Source organism: Lysinibacillus sp. NPDC059133 (assembly GCF_042755925.1).
GTDB lineage: Bacteria > Bacillota > Bacilli > Bacillales_A > Planococcaceae > Lysinibacillus.
In genome coordinates this window covers 81,264-100,560 of record NZ_JBHZDH010000013.1, presented here as the reverse complement: position 1 = coordinate 100,560, position 19,297 = coordinate 81,264, and the positions used below count along the sequence as shown (strand labels likewise).

Annotated in this window: 17 protein-coding genes; 2 read left to right on the top strand and 15 right to left on the bottom strand. The window is 32.3% G+C overall.

Annotation, left to right across the window (positions count from 1 at the left end; translation table 11 throughout):
- Positions 1-70: 70 nt before the first annotated feature.
- Together ACFXN8_RS09725 and ACFXN8_RS09720 are read right to left on the bottom strand one after the other, a co-directional pair.
- Positions 71-934 (bottom strand): DMT family transporter, encoded by an 864-nt coding sequence (locus ACFXN8_RS09725; RefSeq protein WP_386844696.1) that lies wholly within the window; start codon positions 932-934, stop codon positions 71-73.
- Positions 931-1,842 (bottom strand): DMT family transporter, encoded by a 912-nt coding sequence (locus ACFXN8_RS09720; protein ID WP_386844694.1) that lies wholly within the window; start codon positions 1,840-1,842, stop codon positions 931-933. The genes ACFXN8_RS09725 and ACFXN8_RS09720 overlap by 4 nt, the downstream gene beginning before the upstream one ends.
- 115 nt (positions 1,843-1,957) lie before the next feature.
- Between ACFXN8_RS09720 and ACFXN8_RS09715 the strand changes: the two genes are divergently transcribed.
- On the top strand, positions 1,958-3,295 hold the full coding sequence (locus tag ACFXN8_RS09715) for an aminotransferase-like domain-containing protein (protein WP_386844692.1): 1,338 nt from the start codon (positions 1,958-1,960) through the stop codon (positions 3,293-3,295).
- A gap of 80 nt (positions 3,296-3,375) precedes the next feature.
- Positions 3,376-3,621: a group-specific protein gene (locus tag ACFXN8_RS09710; protein ID WP_386844690.1), complete on the top strand. Its 246-nt coding sequence runs from the start codon at positions 3,376-3,378 to the stop codon at positions 3,619-3,621.
- Between the two features lie 46 nt (positions 3,622-3,667).
- Here the strand turns inward: ACFXN8_RS09710 and ACFXN8_RS09705 are convergent, their stop codons facing one another.
- From ACFXN8_RS09705 to ACFXN8_RS09645, 13 genes are all read right to left on the bottom strand, one after another.
- Positions 3,668-3,826 carry a DUF1540 domain-containing protein gene (locus ACFXN8_RS09705; protein ID WP_376077268.1) on the bottom strand — a complete coding sequence of 53 codons (159 nt, stop codon included), beginning with the start codon at positions 3,824-3,826 and terminating at the stop codon, positions 3,668-3,670.
- A gap of 620 nt (positions 3,827-4,446) precedes the next feature.
- On the bottom strand, positions 4,447-5,709 hold the full coding sequence (locus tag ACFXN8_RS09700) for an erythromycin esterase family protein (RefSeq protein WP_386844688.1): 1,263 nt from the start codon (positions 5,707-5,709) through the stop codon (positions 4,447-4,449).
- 84 nt (positions 5,710-5,793) lie between these two features.
- Entirely contained in the window at positions 5,794-6,531 is a 738-nt protein-coding gene (locus tag ACFXN8_RS09695; RefSeq protein ID WP_386844686.1) for an ABC transporter permease, read from the bottom strand.
- A complete protein-coding gene (locus tag ACFXN8_RS09690; RefSeq protein ID WP_386844684.1) occupies positions 6,532-7,242 on the bottom strand; it encodes an ABC transporter permease in 711 nt (236 codons plus the stop codon).
- Positions 7,239-8,150 (bottom strand): ABC transporter ATP-binding protein, encoded by a 912-nt coding sequence (locus tag ACFXN8_RS09685; RefSeq protein ID WP_386844682.1) that lies wholly within the window; start codon positions 8,148-8,150, stop codon positions 7,239-7,241. Before ACFXN8_RS09685 ends, ACFXN8_RS09690 begins: the two co-directional genes overlap by 4 nt.
- Before the next feature lie 465 nt (positions 8,151-8,615).
- Positions 8,616-9,977 (bottom strand): sensor histidine kinase, encoded by a 1,362-nt coding sequence (locus ACFXN8_RS09680; RefSeq protein WP_386844680.1) that lies wholly within the window; start codon positions 9,975-9,977, stop codon positions 8,616-8,618.
- Complete coding sequence (locus tag ACFXN8_RS09675) at positions 9,974-10,642, bottom strand: response regulator transcription factor (RefSeq protein ID WP_386844678.1); 669 nt, start codon at positions 10,640-10,642, stop codon at positions 9,974-9,976. Before ACFXN8_RS09675 ends, ACFXN8_RS09680 begins: the two co-directional genes overlap by 4 nt.
- Before the next feature lie 355 nt (positions 10,643-10,997).
- Positions 10,998-11,441 carry a VOC family protein gene (locus tag ACFXN8_RS09670; RefSeq protein WP_386844676.1) on the bottom strand — a complete coding sequence of 148 codons (444 nt, stop codon included), beginning with the start codon at positions 11,439-11,441 and terminating at the stop codon, positions 10,998-11,000.
- Between the two features lie 275 nt (positions 11,442-11,716).
- Positions 11,717-12,736 carry a sensor histidine kinase gene (locus ACFXN8_RS09665; RefSeq protein ID WP_386844674.1) on the bottom strand — a complete coding sequence of 340 codons (1,020 nt, stop codon included), beginning with the start codon at positions 12,734-12,736 and terminating at the stop codon, positions 11,717-11,719.
- Between the two features lie 21 nt (positions 12,737-12,757).
- Positions 12,758-13,435 (bottom strand): response regulator transcription factor, encoded by a 678-nt coding sequence (locus ACFXN8_RS09660; protein WP_386844672.1) that lies wholly within the window; start codon positions 13,433-13,435, stop codon positions 12,758-12,760.
- A 67-nt stretch (positions 13,436-13,502) separates the two neighbouring features.
- Positions 13,503-15,608: a peptidase domain-containing ABC transporter gene (locus tag ACFXN8_RS09655; protein WP_386844670.1), complete on the bottom strand. Its 2,106-nt coding sequence runs from the start codon at positions 15,606-15,608 to the stop codon at positions 13,503-13,505.
- A 90-nt stretch (positions 15,609-15,698) separates the two neighbouring features.
- Positions 15,699-18,815: a type 2 lanthipeptide synthetase LanM family protein gene (locus tag ACFXN8_RS09650; RefSeq protein WP_386844668.1), complete on the bottom strand. Its 3,117-nt coding sequence runs from the start codon at positions 18,813-18,815 to the stop codon at positions 15,699-15,701.
- A gap of 87 nt (positions 18,816-18,902) precedes the next feature.
- Positions 18,903-19,082, bottom strand: coding sequence for a plantaricin C family lantibiotic (locus tag ACFXN8_RS09645; protein ID WP_386844666.1), 180 nt, complete (start codon positions 19,080-19,082; stop codon positions 18,903-18,905).
- Between the last annotated feature and the right edge of the window lie 215 nt (positions 19,083-19,297).

The window sequence follows — 19,297 nt, the reverse complement described above, 5'->3', positions numbered from 1 at the left end:
TAGAAGCTAACATCTAAGAGGTGATTTTTTTATACTAAAAACTCCAAATAACCAAGCTTTTTCCCCTTGCCTAGTCACTTTTGAAAGCCTGTTTATTTGACAACAAAAGCGCACAAAGAATAATAAATATTCCTATCATATGCTGCAATGCTAACGATTCGTTTAAAATAAAATACCCCAACAGTACACCAACTACAGGAACCATGTAATTACTAAAGGAAGCAAATAATGCTCCCTCTTTTTTAATTAATAGGTTATATAGCATGTAAACAATCCCCGCGTGGAAAATACCTAAAATAACAATCGAGGCTATTTGTAGCCTATCTATATCCAAATGTAATGGTTGTTCAAAGATAAAGGCTACTGGTAACAATATGATTGTAGCAATCCATAATACATTTCGCATATGAATAACTGGCGAACGATTATCTAATTTTTCCATTAAAATTAATGACAGTGCAAAACTAATTGCCGCCAATAAGAGGAGTGCATTTCCAAATACTGTTCCTGAGCCGCTCATTGCTTGTGTCGGCCATGATAGAATAACCATTCCTAAAAAACCTAAAAAAATACTGAAAAATTGAAACTGACTTACTTTCTTTTTAAAGAAAAGGACGAAAAGAATTAAAGTGATGATTGGTACTGTCGCTATAAGCATAGATGCAATGCTGCTCGATACATATTTTTGTCCTTGGGCAATAAGGATAAATGGTAACACTACTTCAAAAAAAGCAATGCCAACATACAATTTGAAATCGGTCGAGCTGTTTTCTATTTTTAAAAATAAACTAATGAAGGATAAACAAAGAGCACCAATGATAGCTTTTAGCAAGGATAGGGTAACTGCTCCAACATCATTCGTTACTAGTGCTATGAAGAAAAATTGAGAACCCCAAATACAGCTTATTAAAAGTAAAAGGATATATTTACTCATTGTGCTCCCCTCCTATGCCCAAAGTAATTGGTTCCTATCACGCCAATAATAATGACTAGCCCACCAATCAAATGATAGAAATGAAATATTTCCTGTAAAAAAATCACACCCGAAAGTATTGTAATAAGCGTAGCAAAATTACTAAAAACACTCATTTTAGAAGCTTCCAATATCGATAAAGTATAATTTGACAAGTAGGAAGTAACGAGGGAGGATAGAATACCTAAATATAAAATAGCTATAACAAAATCTACATGAACAAATGGTCTGAAAAATTGAAGAAGCGTACCATTTATTAAGTGATTTCCAATTGCTACTCCATTAAAAATAACAAACCCACATAATGTCATCACATATGTTAATGTCAGTAATGAATATTGTTTTGTAAGCTTTCTTGCTAAAACGTTATATAGCGAAGCCGCGCAAGCTGACAGTAATATAAAACCACTACCGATTAAATTTCCTGAGCTAGCACTTCCATTGTTCATAAAAAGCATATAGATAACACCAAATACTGATAAACTAATGAAAATAAATTGTTCACGTGTAGCTTTTTCCTTTAAAAGTACACTTGCAAGCACTAATGTAAAAATAGGAATTGTCGCTTGAATAATGCCAGCCTCTGTCGAGGAAATTCTTGCGAGCCCAAGCACCTGAAAAGTAAAAAATGCTATCGGATATAATAGTGCCAAAGGTAGAATTTTGGCTATATCTTGTTTATTAATTTTCAACTTATTCTGTGTAATGACTATACAAAAGACAATACCAATAAGTGCGATAGTAAATCGATGTGCAAGTGTATCAATAGGGCTTGCCACTGTCAATGTAACTTTAACAAACATAAATGAAAGCCCAATGACAAAAGCATAAATAATTGCTGCCAAATACGCCTTTCTTTTCACTGTCATATAATGTACTCCTTCTCTTCATTCCGGCCGGTAAAGCTATAGTAATAAAAAGTAAAGACTCGCACGATATAAAAAATACACATCTGTACCGATACAGATGCGTAGGAGGATGTATATGCTTAAATATGAATTAATCTATTCCAAGCTATTGAACCAAATACAAACAGGTGCCCTACAGTCTGGTGCAAAGCTCCCCTCTATTCGTAATTTATCACAAGAATTTTCTTGTAGTAAAAGCACCATTTTGACCGCCTTAAGGAAACTGGAAGATCAGCATCTTATCTATGCTCTATCCAAAAGTGGTTACTATGTTGTTGACAATCAACTCCCAGATAAGCCACAAGAGTACAATTGTATAGATTTTGCGACATCATCACCTAGTTGGCATGCATTCCCCTACAAGGATTTTCAGCATTGTATTAATAAAGCTATTGAGACATACCAAGCAGACTTATTTCGATATGGCACAGCAAAAGGATTACCCTCGCTAATTATAGAAGCAAAAAAATTGTTAGAATCGTATCAAATATTCACAAAGGAAGATAATATCTTTATCACTTCTGGTGTACAGCAGTCTCTCTTCTTGTTAAGTGTCATGCCATTTCCTAATAATCGGACAACAATTCTAGTAGAGCAACCTAGTTACCATCTATACATGGATTATTTAAAAACATATCAAATACCAGTAATGGGCATTAAAAGAACATTAAAAGGCATAGATTTAGAAGAGTTAGAAATTATTTTTAAGAAGCATGACATTAAGTTTTTTTATACAATGCCACGCCTGCACAATCCTCTAGGTACTTCCTTTAGTAAAAAAGAGAAGGATGATATTCGAAAGCTTGCCTATAAATATAATGTTTATATCGTTGAAGATGATTATTTAGCGGATTTCGATCAAAACACAAAAAATGATCCATTATTTACAGATGATACTACGGAGCACGTTATATATTTAAAAAGTTTCTCTAAAATTATGTTCCCTGGCCTACGTATTGGACTTGCTATATTACCAAATGCATTCATTGATAGTTTTCAGAAACATAAAAATACCACAGATATTGATAGTTCCATGATTTCACAAGCAGCGCTAGAGCTATATTTAAAAAGTGGTATGTTTAAACGCTACCAAAAGAAAGTGAGCGAAGCCTATACGATACGAGCCAATATACTTCAACAATCCATTAAAACTTATTTGCCAAAATATCCAGCATCAACAGAAAGTTGCATGCATAGTCATATCGTATTGCCAAGGGAGGTCAATACAAATATGCTTATACAGCATTTAGCACAGCAGGACATTTATTTAGATACAATTGATCGTAATTATTTAAATGGTTTTTACCGAGAACGAATTTTAAAACTAAATGTTTCGAATGTTGCTGACCAAAAAATTGATGTCGGTATAAAGGGAATTGCTCACGCCCTTAGCAGTCCTACTAACTACTTTTAAATAGGACAGGATTCATTCATGAAAATTTGGTGCTAGACATATAGTTAGACATCATCATTTGGTTCAATAAGGAGGATTATATGCATTCGGAAAAAATGAGACTAAGAAAGATTCAACATCTTGCTCATGAAATTACTGATGAAATGAATAAAGGTGAAGAACTTACTCACTTAGAAACATTGATTCCTGTTATTGATAATTTATCTCGTGCCATTGGCGATTTAACAGATTCCTATGGAAAGTATTCATTAGATTATGTAGAGGAAAAAGTGAAAAATGCTCATGCGCTTTTATTTTGCAAGGTAAAAGTCGATGTCTATTTATAAAGATATGGGAAGAGGGTAACCATTAATATGGTTACCCTCAAAAAATTTAATGTGTTCCAGGATTAAAAGTTTTGCAATCTGTTTCTTCACTATTAGATGCCTGTTGTCCCTTTTGACTTACAACATAGATTTTTTCTGCACCACATCTGTTTCCAGAGTTCCAAAATGTACAGTTATTGACTTCACAAAGAATTTCTTGTGCCATTGTTTCAACACCTCCTCTTTTTTATCATTAACAAAATCGAGGTTTTCAATACTTAGTTATAGGTGTAATAAAACGGAAATATACATCATCTAAACTTCGATTTCATAGTGTTGAAAAACAAAATGATCAAAGAAATCTTTGTGAATGTTGCTGCCGCTTCGCTTTCGCACAGACAATCCATTGTTGCTGACTTATTGTTTTATTACTATAAATTAGAATGACATCTAAAAAAACACATGCAAAATAGTGGTTGATTGGAGTGGAGACTGGGCGACTCCTTGGGGATTAGCAATAGAGGAACGAAGGCTAAAACCATCACGTCCTGTGATAACGCCTTCGTGACCAACATCGGTGCTGCTGACGCTGCGTTAGCACTACGCTTTCGCGCAAAAAACATCTGTTGGCCCGAGACCCTGGAGCGAGCACCGCGAGTGAAGCGGCTCATCGGACGCCCCCAGGAAGCTCTGCTCTGCGCGAAAGCGAAGCGTCAGCGGCAAATGTTTTATCTGTGCGAAAGTGAAGCGTCAGCAACAAAGCGCCCAGTCGGAACGGAATTCAACCCCTCATTTTGCCATAAGAGTTATAGTTTAATTTCATTGTCACAATAGTTTTTCTCCATGTTATTCAATAACTTTTGTTGGTGTTGCCTCTTGCACAATTATAATGCCATCATATGCCTCAGCAGGTGTCATTTTAATTGTATAAAGCATCTGCGTAATCTTATACCAAAAGCTAAAGTCATCTCCGATATTACCCATTCCTTGTTTTTTTGCTACGATGTCAGCTAAATCCTGAGATTCATTAACTTTTTTAAAGTCTACGTAGAATATATTTTCCTTCACTTCGCTGAAAGCATCTAGTAATGCATTATGATGCTCAATTGTATAATCATTTCTTTCGCCAGACCCATTTTGTGCCTGAAACGTATTGTTAACAAAGTCCGTTCCAATAGCAAAGTACGCATCTTTATACACTTCGTCTAAGTATTGGCCCATAGATTTGTATCCTGCCACATTTGCAGAAGTTTTCTCTATATGTCCATTATGAGCAGACATTAGTACTTTATCATGACCTTGAGCCGCTTCAAAATCAACAATCCATTGTAAGTTATTAGCTAAATATTCATCCCGCAGATTCATATAATTACTGTCATTTAAAAATAATTGCGTGCGTTGCTTGATGATTTGTGCATATTGAGCAGCAAATAAATAAGCTTCTTTCGATGATTGCTTTTCATAAGAGTCTTTATTAGTTTGCAAATCCTTGATGATTGCATCAATATTTTTATCAAGCTCCTCTAGCTGACTAGTTGACAAATCTCTCATTGTTTTATTCGTCACATCTTTTAGCTGTGCCTTATATTTCTTAGCACCCTCACTATTGACCACTTTGTAATAATCTAGTAACCCTTTTTTACTATAATCATAGCGTTGCATATCGTTACCGTAAAAATAAATTTTTTCTTTCTCATCGGCAGTCATGTTATAATCATGCATCCACTGAACAAACTCAATCATTTGCTCCGTTTTGTAGATACCATAATCCAAAGCTTTTACTGCTTCCTCAGCTGTGCCAGTACCATTTAAAATAAACTGATTAATTTGCTGAGCGCCACCAAAGTCACCTTCTAATACAAAAACACGAACATTTTCATTTTTAATTAGAGCCTGAAATATATCCTTCTTTAATGTTTGGAATTCAACGTTCCCATGTGTTGCTTCTCCAAAACCTATTACTTTCACATCATTTGGAATATCGATATCTTCAACCGCGGATGTATATTTTGCAGCGTCCTTAATGGCTTCTCCCTGCCCACAGCCCGCTAGAGATAATAAAAGAAATAGTGCTGAAATTAATAAAAAACTCTTTTTAACAAATACCATTTATAAAAATCTCCCTTAAAAGTTACCCAATTGGTAAAGACTAATAATCAGCGGGATGAAAATCCCCACTGATTAAAGTTCACTTTATACAGCTTTTCGTTGGAAATATAAATACCCTCCAAGGAAAAACAGTATGAACCCTCCTCCTACAACTGTTAATAATTGATCCCAAGGTACGAAGAATACATCATCCGTATTGCCGCCTACATACATCATTGAGAATGGTTGAGCCCATGGATAGTAGGGTCCGATAGTTTTTGAATTGATTGCTAGTATAGAAGGTAAAGTAAAAATTACATTAACAGCAAATGGAGCAGCGAAGCTTTTAAACATAATAGACATCCACAACTGCAAAGCCACTAGTGGCAATGTCGCTACCCATCCTCCGATAATGCTCTTCCAAACAATTTCCATCGGGAAAGGATCTGTATAGCCCTTTATCATGCCTACAGCAAATATAGAACATAAATATAATAATTGCATCGCCATCATAAGAATCATAATTAACACATATTTTGCAGCAAATACTTTTCCTCTTGTTACCGGCAATGCTAGAAGCTGTTTCCAACCACCAGATTGATGCTCATATCTACAAATAAGACTTGCAAATACCCCTGCAATTAAAGGTAGAAACAATAATGCGTACGTTAAATTCATTGAAAACAAAGAAATGTACCAATGATTCACATCAATACCTTGCATATTAGAATCCATATTTGATGTTAATCCGATAAAAAGTCCGATTATCGGTCCTGCTAAAATGGTTGGCACCATTTTTGATTTTCTCAATTTAAACCATTCAGCGCTCAGTATAGACCACATTTACTTTACATCCCTTCTAGCAAAATCTATCATTCCGATAATATACAGTAAAATACCAATGCCTATTCCAAGCATGACATTAATAACAGGTTCATCCCATCGGTTCATTAAAGATGGCCATTTCCAAATCATCCAATCAGGCAATACATATGAAGAATAGGCAAAAATCACACCGAAAATACCTACTGTAATTGGGATCCCCTGATTCTGACAAACGCTTGCGATCCAAAGCTGAAGTGCCAAAATTGGCAACGCAGCAAAATATGGGTAGTAAGCAAATTTAGCAAGCTCCGCATATGGTATGCTATCACCTAAATCTAAAAACACACCATAAGTCATTGACAATAACATTAAAATCGTGGAAGACAAGAACAGTAAAATCGCTAGAACCGTGAACTTTGATAAATACACCGTTAATTTAGACACCGGTAGTGCAATTAATTGCTTCCAAGCGTTCGTTTCATTTTCAATGCTCGCCATAAATGAAGTTAAAATAGCAATCCCTAATACGATAGCAAGTGGTGTAAATGAATGAACATTTAATAAATAGAAACCCCAATCGTCCTCGCTTTGCTCTAACAAATAGTCCTTCCTTACGCCATAGTTCACCATTTGTAGAGCAACAACACCTATTGGTCCTAAAGCTGTTAAAAACCATAATCCTTTGCGTTTAATTTTCAAAAAGTCAGAAGTTAACAGTTTTCCTATCATAGCGCTTGCTCTCCTGTTGTCATTTGAAGGAAGATCTCCTCTAAAGATCGTTTCTCTTCCTCTACTCGATAAACCGAAATACCTTCTTGTACAAGGATTTGTACAATATCTGCTACCTTTTCGTCTGAGCATTCATCAAATAAAATGAGGTCATCCTTATGTTCTGCCTTAATGCCATTTGCAACTAGTGAACGCCAGCCCTTCTCACTATCACTCACCTTAATTACTACCTTTGGCTGAGCAAATCTACGCATTGCTTCAATTGAATCTTGGAAAATCATTTTCCCCTTTGTCACAATGCCCACTTGCGTAGCCATTTGATCTATTTCAGATAATAGATGGCTTGAAATAATAATCGTCATTCCATATTCTGCAGGTAGTCGTTTAATCAAATTACGGATTTCGATAATACCAGATGGATCAAGACCATTCGTTGGCTCATCTAATATAAGTAAATCAGGATTATGTAACAGGGACGAAGCAATACCTAAACGCTGCTTCATCCCAAGAGAAAAGCCTTTAACTTTTTTATCTGCAGCATCCTTCAAACGAACAATTTCTAATACTTCATCGATGCGTGACTTCGGTACGCCTAAAATTTTTCTTAACGCTTCTAAATTTTCATAGGCCGTCAAATGTGGATAATAAGAAGGATTCTCTACTAATGAACCAACCTTTGCTAAAATATTAATTCGTTCCTTCGTTAAATCTTTTTGGAAGATTTTAATGGTCCCAGAAGTTGGCTTCATTAATCCAAGAAGCATACGAATCGTCGTAGTTTTTCCCGCTCCATTCGGTCCTAAAAATCCGTATATTTCACCTTTGCGTATTTTTAAATTTATATTTGATACAGCTTGCTCTTTACCAAAGCTCTTTGATAAATTTTCTGTTTGTATGATATATTCCATTGTCCTCACCTCTGTAATTATCATAAGCAATGAAGGTTAAAAACAGGTAAGGTTCAAGTTTAAATTTTGTTTAAAAAAGACGCTTTATATAAGTTGATTGGATTGGAGTGGAGACTGGTCGACTCCTTGGGGATCAGCAATAGAGGAACGAAGGCTAAAAACATCACGTCCTGTGATAACGCCTTCGTGACCAACATCGTGTTGGCCCGAGACCCTGGAGCGAGCAACGCGAGTGAAGCGGCTCATCGGACGCCCCCAGGAAGCTCTGCTCTGCGCGAAAGCGAAGCGGCAGCAACAAAGCGCCCAGTCGGAACGGAAATCCCACGCTATGGTAAGGCTCTATGCTTTTCCATATGAATCTGCATGGATTATGAATCAAAAAAACAGCATGCCATAAGCTTTGCTGGCATACTGTTTGGACAATTACTGAAATGAAGCATGCCTTAACATGCTTCACGAATTATTCTATTTGTAGTGTTTAATTTTAATCTTGGTGCCAGATTCGCTGGACTCAATATCCCAGTCTAAATTCATGCCCTTCACCATTATATCAACAATCGATAAGCCGATACCGGCACCTTTGGCATTGGATTCATTTTTCATTCCATTTCCTTGATCCTTTATGATAAATGCATCATAATGTTCCGTTGATTCGGTTTCTACGCCAATATATTTCCCACTATTCGCATGGCGTAAAATATTTTGAAATAAATTATCGAATATACGCCCAAGCCAAATCGGATCCACTTGCCATTCATTTTTCTCAAATGGATGTAGCACAATATCGATTTCAAAGCCTTCCTTTTCAAACACCGGATACCATGTAGTCATTTGCTCACGCACAAAACGAATAACGTTGATATCTTTCGCCTCAAATTTATATTTACTAGCCGTCAGCAATGTATAAGACATTAAATTTTCTATTAAAGCGTCAATATTAACAATCGACGTTTCCATTGCCTTAATCGCCAATTGCCCATCCTCTGATAATGCCTCTTTACTAATTGAATAAGATTGCGCTCGTATTTTCGTTAATGGCGTTCGTAAATCATGTGATAAATTAGCAATTAGTTCACGTCTTAGCTGTTCTTCCTTCTGCTCACGATTCTTACTTTCCCTAAGCTCACATACCATGCGATTAAAGCTATGTTCAAGCTGACCGATTTCATCCTTTTTCTTGACCTTCGTTTCAATAGGCAAGCCATCAACATCTCGAATTTCCATTGCCTCCTGAAGGTGCAATAGCCGTTTTCGAATCCCTCTGAAAAATAAAAAAGAGACTATAATGTAAAATAAAATAATCGCAATAACACCGAAAAATACGAATGCTCCATATTTTTCATAAACATTCCTAATTGGTGGCTTAAACACTTCTTTAGTAATCTCAAAAACGATAAACCCATTTGATTCATTCTCACCTAAAAAGGCAATGACGGTAAATGGATCCCCACCATAACGCTCTTTTATAAATTTTGTAGTAAATGCTGGTGTCCATTTTGATGGCAACTGCTCCGTCACATTCAATGTTGTGAGCAATCTACCATCCTCACTTACCCAAAACATAGATGCTTTAGGGTATTGTTTTTTCCAACTTTCAAAGTGCTGAACAATTTCTTCCTCTGTAACATTTTTTATACCTTTAGCCTCTGCATGCCATTTCCCCTCTACTTTACTCTCAATCTCTGCTCTATTCGAAAGATCATCTTGTCCATCTTGGGCAATCCCTAAAACAAAAAGAGGTATGACGAGATAGGCTATTTGAACAATAGAAATAGCGAGCAGTATTATAAGCATATACTTTGCTAATAAAGATCGGAAAAATTTCATTGTTTCACCCTATATCCAATGCCGCGTATAGTTTCAATAATCGTCGGCTTAGCTGGATTTATTTCTATTTTTTCTCTTAAGTATCGAATATGCACCATTAATGTTTTATCGCCTTCTATGTAACTTTCACCCCAAACACCTTCATAAAGCTGTTCCTTCGTTAAAATTTGATTTAAGTGGCGAATAAAATACTGTAATAGATAGAATTGCTTACCTGTTAATTGAATTTCTTCATCCGTCTGCTTGTTGATAATCCGCATATCTTTCGTATAAATTTTTAAATGCTGCAGATCTAAAATATCATCATTCTTTTGATATCTTCTTAGTAAAACCTCCACACGAGCTATAAGTTCATCTGGGTGGAATGGCTTCGTTAAATAATCATCTGCGAAGTTAAGGCCCTCTATTTTATCCTCTACAGCTGTTCGCGCTGACAGCATTAAAATCGGGATTTCTTTATTTTCTCGCTTAATTCTTTTGCCAATTGAAAAGCCATCTAAGCCTGGCAGCATCACATCCAATATAGCAATATCTTTAAAAGCTATATGCTGATCGACCTCTTCCCCGGATTCGAGCCATGTAACCTCGTATCCTCTTTCCGTTAAATCCTTTGTCACCCATTGACCAATCTCTTTTTCGTCTTCTATGTACAATATGCGATACAATGGTAATCCTCCCAATCCATACTAAATTTTAGAAATAAATGTTATTCCGAAACATATTCGTATTATACGATTTCATAGATTTGTACTCAATCATTGTCCGTAAAGTGAGAGAGTCATTTAATAAATCACATCTAAAGCTGGGTATGTCGATAAAATTAAAAAGTTAGGTGATAAATTTTAAAAGTTTGGTAATAAAACTAAAAAGTTGGGCGATAAATTTTAAAAGTTGGGTAATATATCAAAAAGTTGGGTGATAACTTTAAAAGTCCATCGATAAAATCAAATTATTTCTCGATAAAACAAGCTAACCATCAAAAAACGTATTTGGATTCCCCAAATACGTCTATCTTTTCAGTTATTTTTTAATAATCAACATATCATTTTCATCAAACTGCCACATGTCCCCATAAGCAACTTCCCAATAGTAGCCGTTTGGGTCTTGAAAATAGCCACTATAGCCTCCCCAGAATACAGTCTCCGGCTCTTTCACAATTTTCGCTCCGGCCTTTTTAGCTAATTCAAACACTTGATCGACTTCTTCTTTGGACTTTCCGTTATAAGCAAGTGTAATCCCGTTAAAGCCATTGCCGATTGCTGGTGGATTTGCTTCGTTTATATCTTTTACTAAACGGTCAATCGGAAACAGTGAGATTTTTGTTCCTCCATTATTAAAGAAAATAACATCTGGATTTGTTTCTTCACCATAAACAATTACTTCAAATCCCATACCCTCTCTATAAAATCTAAGAGACTCGACCATATCTTTTACACCCAATGTAATTAAATTTAAACGATTCATCTATCCATCTCCTTTATAAAAGCATCAATTACTTATTCTATTTCAAGCATAGAATCCCCTTCCACCTTTAGTAACCGTTTATTTTACTTCTGTCCATATACTTTTTGTATAAGCCATCTTTAATCCACAGCGCTCCATATTATTTTGGCTTATGGATGCAAATTTTGCGTGACCTATCATGAAACTACAGTTTCGTTTGGAGGCTCATTTAAACGAAACTATATTAATGCTTGATAAACATTAGTTAACCTATGCGAGCGAAACTTCATAATAGATTAAATTAACTTTCTAAACATCTGTATTTGAGTACCTTTGTTGGAAGAAGTATAATTTACGGTAATACCTATTTTTTCTGAAACATTATTTATAATTTTGAGACCTGTATTCTCATTTTTACGCATTTCCTGTTCAAAATCAAAACCTGATCCAAAATCTATAATAGATATACATTCGTGTACTTCCCCGTTTGAAGGTACATAATTAATTATAATTTTATCGCTATCTGATGCATGATTTACAATGTTTTGGAAGATATTATCTAAAATTCTTTCAAACCATAATTTATCGATTTTCCAAACTATTAAATGATTAATATTGTTATGAATTGTTATGTTTTCTTTCTTAAATAAATAATTCCATTTCTTTAGTGATTCCAATATAATTTCTTGAATATTTTCTTCTATTAAAGGAATGTCTACATCTTCTTGTTTTATAAAAGTTTCATCATACATATGATCAATTAATTTAGTTAAATAGTTAATATTATAATTAATTTTTTGGATGGCTTGTGGAAGATTTTTTTCATTCTCAATATAATACAGTTGGGTTTTTATTACTGATAAAGGCGTTCTAATATCGTGAGATAATTGATTCATATATTCTTTTCTTAGTTTTTCTTGTTGAGCAATCTTTAATTGATTATAGATTAATCTATCTAGTAGCCTATTTATTGCTAAACTAAGTTTTGATATTTCATCTTCCCCTTTAACGGGAAGCTTAACGGGTATTTTAGAATTGCTGTAAATGTTATCAATCACATCTCTAATATTATTAATATCATCTGTTAGCTTATCAATTACTTTTGATGATAAATAACCGTATAAAAAAACTATACATAAAAAGAGTATTATAATATATGGATATGCATCTCCAGAGTTAAATCTAGAATATCCCTTCAAGAAAAAATTACTAATTAAGAAAAATAAGTAAAAAAGGTAATTTGATATTAAAAACAAAAGTGGCATACTTATTAAGGATAAATATAAGAATAATTTATATTTTCTTCTAAAACTCACCTTTTCTCATTCCAATCAAGGTTAATAATTTAAACGATAACCATAACCATATATTGTTTCTATAATAGTTGGGTTTTGAGGGTCAATTTCAATTTTATCTCTTAAATGCTTTATATGCACCGACAAATTCCCATAAGTACTATAATTTTCCCACAAATAAGACATAATTTGTTCTTTTGAAAGGTTAATATTTTTATTATGAATGAAATATAAAAATAGATTTAGTTGTTTATCAGTTAATGATATCTCTTCATTATTAAGTTTATTATGTAATCTTTTGGTTTGCATATTAAATAGTAAATGTTTAATTTCAATAATAGAATGATATTTTTTGTTTGCTATAGAGTTTACTCTAGCTAGTAATTCCAATGGGTCAAAGGGCTTTACCAGATAGTCATCAGCCATGGTTATTCCCTTTATTTTATCGTCTATATTATTTTTAGCTGTTAAGAAAATAATGGGCAATTCCGGATTTTGTAATTTTATCCTGGAACATAAACTAAATCCATCCTCGAATGGTAACATAATGTCCAGTATTACAATATGTACACCATTAAATATTGATAAGTTACATGTTCCATCTTTAAAACAAATGACACTTTTGAAGTAATTAGAGAAGAAGTCTTGTAAAAATTCGCAAATATCTTCATTATCTTCAATAATTACTAAGTTTAGATGTTTTAGCATTCCACAATCCATTTTTATCTCCCCTCTCCAAAATATAGTCCACGTAAATAATATTACGAGGACTATATTTAAAAACTAATTATTGAAGTGAGTATTCTTTTTCTTTTTGCAACAATCCATTATCAAGTTTATAAATATGATTTACACCATCGATATTTTTATGTCTATGTGAAATAAATAGTATTGTTTTGTTAGTAGCAAATAAATTTTTAATTACTGCTTCCTCAGTATCAATATCTAGGTTACTTGTGCCTTCATCTATTAATAACATTTCAGGATTAGCGGCAAGGGTTCTTGCAATTGATAATCTCTGTCTTTGTCCACCTGATATCGTTGCTCCATTGTCTCCTAACACTGTATTATACCCCATTGGAAATTTAATGATTTCTTCATGGATGCATGCCATTTTTGCAGCATGTACAATATCCGAAGATGAAACATTATTATTATAGAAGCGAATATTATCTTCTATAGTCCCATTAAATAAAGATACTTCTTGAGTGATAAATCCAATATTTTTTCTCAGATCCATTATTTTTAAGTCATCATAAGGATGAATTCCATATTTTATGCTTCCGACTGTTGGCTCATACAGTCCTGCAATAATCTTAAATAAAGTTGTCTTACCAACTCCGGTTGTCCCTTTAATTAAATACTTTTCTCCGGGCTTGATACATAGATTAATATTATGAAGAATATTCTTTCCACTATACCCAAAAGAAATATCTTCTAAAACAATATCTTTGTTAATTGTATCGATATGAACCTTGGGATTTAAATTAGATTTTTCTTCCTCTTCCTCTAATACAGAGTCTATTCTCAAATATACCTCTTCCACTAATTTTATAGATTCTAAGCTCCCAATTATTGAACTAATTGGTGATAGTAAATTCATGGACATTGTAGAAAACGCTACTATTTGACCCAAAGAAAGCCCTATTTCATTTTCATATTGTAGTCCTAAAAACAATAGAGCCACAGGTAAGATTAAATTAATTGAGCTCGACAATCCACCTAGGACTGCAGATAAATTCATTCTCTTAGCAAAATTACGCAGTTGATTCTGAAATGTATCGTTTAATTTCTTTTTTATTTCAGTGTTCACGCCTATAGTTTTAATATAATTAATCGATCTAAGAACTTCAAACAAATCTGTCTGGAATGCGGCTTGACCAGCAACCTCTTGATTTGTAAAAATAGAAATTTTAGGTAACAATATTTTCACTAAAATAATTTGAATTAATACTGCAGTAAATACTACTACAGATAAAGTGACGGAATATTTGACTAATACTATACTATAGATTACAACTAATGTTATATCTAAGAGTAAAGTAGTGGTAAGACTAGATATTATTTCTCTAATCATTGTAATATTATTAATTCTACTTGCAATATCCCCAGCAGAACTACGATCATAAAAAGAAAGTGGAAGTTTGAATAATTTATCAATAAACTTTGAAGTCATAGTAGAATTTATTACTAATTGGGTTTTTGTAATAAAAAATATTCTTAATAAATGAAGCATAAAATAAATTATAAAAATAGTTACTATACTAATTAAAAATGCTTTTATACTAATGTTAAATGATTTATTATTCGTATACGTATCTATTAAAAATTGTGTCATAAACGGAAATAATAAATTTAATGATTGATATAAAAATGATAGAAAAATAACTATATAAATATATTTTTTGAATTCAACAACTAATTCAAATAACTTCTTGGTATAATGCTTTTCTTTTATGAATACTTCTTTATTTCTACTATTCTTTTTTAAGGTCGCCACAAATCCTGAATAATGCAGCATTAATTCTTCATAACTAATTTCTGATATTCCTATTTCTGGATCGATTATTTCTGCTTTATTATTGCGTATTTTTGTAATGATAATAAAATGATTATTTTTCCAATGAATCATTATAGGCTCTATTACTTTTCTTTGCTGTATAAATTCTTTAATATTGTCTACTTTATAAACTGATAGTTCAGCATTAAATTTTTTAGAAATTCTCTTAAGCTCTAGTAAAGTTACACCATCTCTACCAGCTCTAAATTTTTCTTCAGTAAGTAACATATTTGAGGAAATTTTACTATCATCATAGCTAAATAACATCGCTAGACAAGCATAACCACAATCATATTTGTTTCTCTGTAGAATTACTGGAGTTTTTTTTCTCAATTTTCTCAACCTCTTATTTTTATAGAACTTAATATGAAAAGGCCTCTGTAAATTAAAAGAGGCTAGCTCTTTGAATCCTTCTATTTTAATTTATGTTTCTAAAATTAAAATATTTGGTACTTCATCAGATGAAAGAAATAATAAAGCATATGCTATACCTGATAAACCCACCATTAATTCTGGCGTCTCCACGTCTAATTCTAGGCCTAATCCTAATCTGTAGTCAGATGGTTCTCTGTTTTCTACAATCATTCCAGCTATTAATTTTGAAATATTCGACCAATACTCATCTTTAGTGGATTTAGAATACTCCTTTAAAATCATCGCGTTTCCTAAGTCGCCATGACATACGCTTTGATTCCTCTTGAAACCATTTTCCAAGATATCTTTTGCAATCATTTTGCTATTCACACTTAAATCTACGTTATAATCCTTTGATAAAAACAAACGACTTAATAAAATACCCGGAGAACCATGACACCATGCGTATGGTATATGATAGTCTATATTTAAATCATGCTCTCTTAAGTCGAACCATATTAATCCTTCTCTCTGCTTTTCTTCAAAATATAAAGCTTTCTCTATTATTTGCTTTAATTCTAAATCATCATCACCCAAAAGCTGACGATACTGATCTAATGCATATACAATTCCTGCACTCCCGTGCGAAAATCCAGATAACGGGTTATTTTCAACACCGATCCAGCCAACTTCTTTATCATTAATAGTATGTACGTTCTTAATTAAATGATTTTTACATTCCATCATTAAACTTTTAACTAACTCACTAGAAGTACATTTATACAATTCTACTAAAACTACTAATATACCTGCCGAACCACTAATAATGTCATATACTTTATCTGTCTTAATTTTATCTTGGTGGTTTTCACATAAATTTAAGGCACGTTTTATATAAATCTCATCTCCAGTAACCTTATAAAAATTAATTAAAAGATAAATTACTGAATATATTCCATCAAAAGCTCCTAAGGATCTATTTACTTCTATTCGATTCCGTTGATAAATATCTTCCAAAATACTTGAAGCTATATTATGATACTTTTGGTTTCCAGTTACTTTACCGAGCCATAAATAATAAAAACTCATACCTGATAGTCCGTCATATAAACAATCATCCATAGCAGCAACATGCCATTTTTTAGACTCAACATGTTCTATTACTGTAGAGCATATCCAACTATACGTGTTTTTATATTTATCAGAAATAGAATATAAATACTCTCCAATTTCAGTAGATTTCCATATTAATTTATTATTAATATTATCTATTGAAAAATTATTTAGTTGATTTATAAACTCTTGGTCTACTTCCTGATCCTTAGAAGGTCTTTTTATTTCTTCTTTTATTAAGGACCCTTTTATTAGACTAATTTGAAATTTCATATCTTGATCGGATAAACTACTCACTTTATTTATCCAAAAATCTAAGGGAGAATTATCAAAATAACTATTTATTTCTTTGTTATTATTTACAGATGAAGAATACATGCTCTTTTTGTGTAGGTAATAATAAAAATAAGGTACCTCTTGATTAATAAGATCTTTATATTCTTCTTTTAATACTTTTCCATCCAAGTCATCTGTGTATAATTTAGTAAAGAACATTTCTCTGTCAATCTGGTTTGTCATAAAGACTGGATGATAACTTAAATCTAAAAGATTTGAATAGTACATAGTAGGTTTAACAATATGCCTAATTTTAATTTTTGTGATATTTTCTTTGACTAGACTAATTATTAAATTTCTCTTCTCTTTAGCAAATGTATATCCTTTTATAAAACCTTGACAGACATCTTCTATATACTCTGTTTCATCTAAATATTCATCCTTATATTTTGGATGGTTTTTAGACTCCCCAATATCTAAATATTCTCTAGTAATAGACATTTTAGAAGTTTTTTGATTTACTATAGTCGGTATTTTTATAAAAGACTTAGTTTCCCCTTTTCTACCAATTCCACTAATATCTGTATTATTATTATCTCCAAATACAAAAGGTAATAACCCAATTGATCTTACAGAAGCATTTAATTTAAATGTGGTGATATTCGTTGCATTTTCAATAAGATTATTCTTATGAACATTAAACAAACTTTCTAAATCAATTAGAATAGGGTCCTTTCCACTTGCAATAAGATTATCTGAATGGAAATCTACTGCATTAAGAACATATAATAAAGCCATGTGAATCCCCAGTTTATAATAGAATTCATTGGCTTCTGAATGAGAACTTAAAGGTGTATACGAAACTGATTGAACCCAGCAGTGATCCGCATTTGAAAGTAAATTATATGATTTTAAAAAGTTTTCTTCCCCGATAAATCTATTAAATTCTTTTAGTATATTTTGATATAATTTATCAATTTCACCATCTCTAGGTTTAAAGTAACAGCGCAATTCATTATCAAAGTGGACGCTTATAACAGTTTGACCATTATTGTGACTATCACCTTGACCAAGTTCCAAATGGGAAATTTTAGGTGACTCAACTACATTAAGTACATTTTTCAAAGAATCTATATTCTTCAAGTATGATTCTGAAAAGAACTCTAGATAGTGCCATGTTTTAATTGCTTCTTGAATTATCAACTTGAATAATAATGGGTATCGATTATATAGCACATAATAATATTCATCTGTGCAAACATAATCTTTTAAATATTCTTCAAACTGCTCATTTTCATTTTCTGAAGAAAATAAACGTTCTAATCGTAGACGGTTAATTTCTAAAGTTAATGTCCTATATGCAATCTTCATCACTTTTTCCCGAAAATTTTCTTCTAATTTTTCTTTTAGAATATTTACATCTTTAACATATTGTGTATTAAATAAAATTTCTTTAGTTAAATTAGATATATTACTTATAAAGAAATAAGAAAATTTTCTTGAGAAGGAATACAAATTCAAAGTAGTATCTTTATCTTTATTGAATACTTTTGATTCTAAAATTTCTTTAATATGAAATTCTAAATTTTCGGAATCCGAATTTTTGACATAATCATTACTATTATATTTCTTTTTAATATCATCTAAGTCAAAATTAAATTTATCTTTAAGTAAGTTGCTAAATTCTGTGATTTTGCCTTTAGATAAAAGATTAATAGTCTCTTCAAATTGACTGTCTCTCTTAGTAGATTCAGAGAAATTTTTTTCAGTAATACCATATAAGGTAGCAAATTGCATATAAATTCTCCTTCTATATAAATATACAAACCTCCCTATAAAAGGGAGGTTTGTTCTATTATTTTGTTAAAACTATTAATTAACTAATTAACAAGTCCAACAAGTTTTCGTAGGACAAATACTACATTCCCACGTTAATGTGCACCATTTACCATCGTTTCCTTGAGATATTTTTTTAGTTTCTACTCCACCATAAATAGTTTCTAATGATGCATCCTCAAGTTCTTTGTAAATATCACCAGCAGTTTTCATAAGTTCTTTCGACATTTTTCTTCACCCTTTTTAAATTATTATTTTACTTTTTTTTACAATAATGATAAGCTATTACCAGAAACACCCTACACCCATATATTATATTAACTGTAAAAAAATATCAATCAAAATTTAAATTAAGGGAGAAATAACGATGAAAAAAAATTTTAAAGCTTTTGAACCTATTACTAATGAAGAGTTAAATGAAATTGCTGGTGGATCAGAAATTC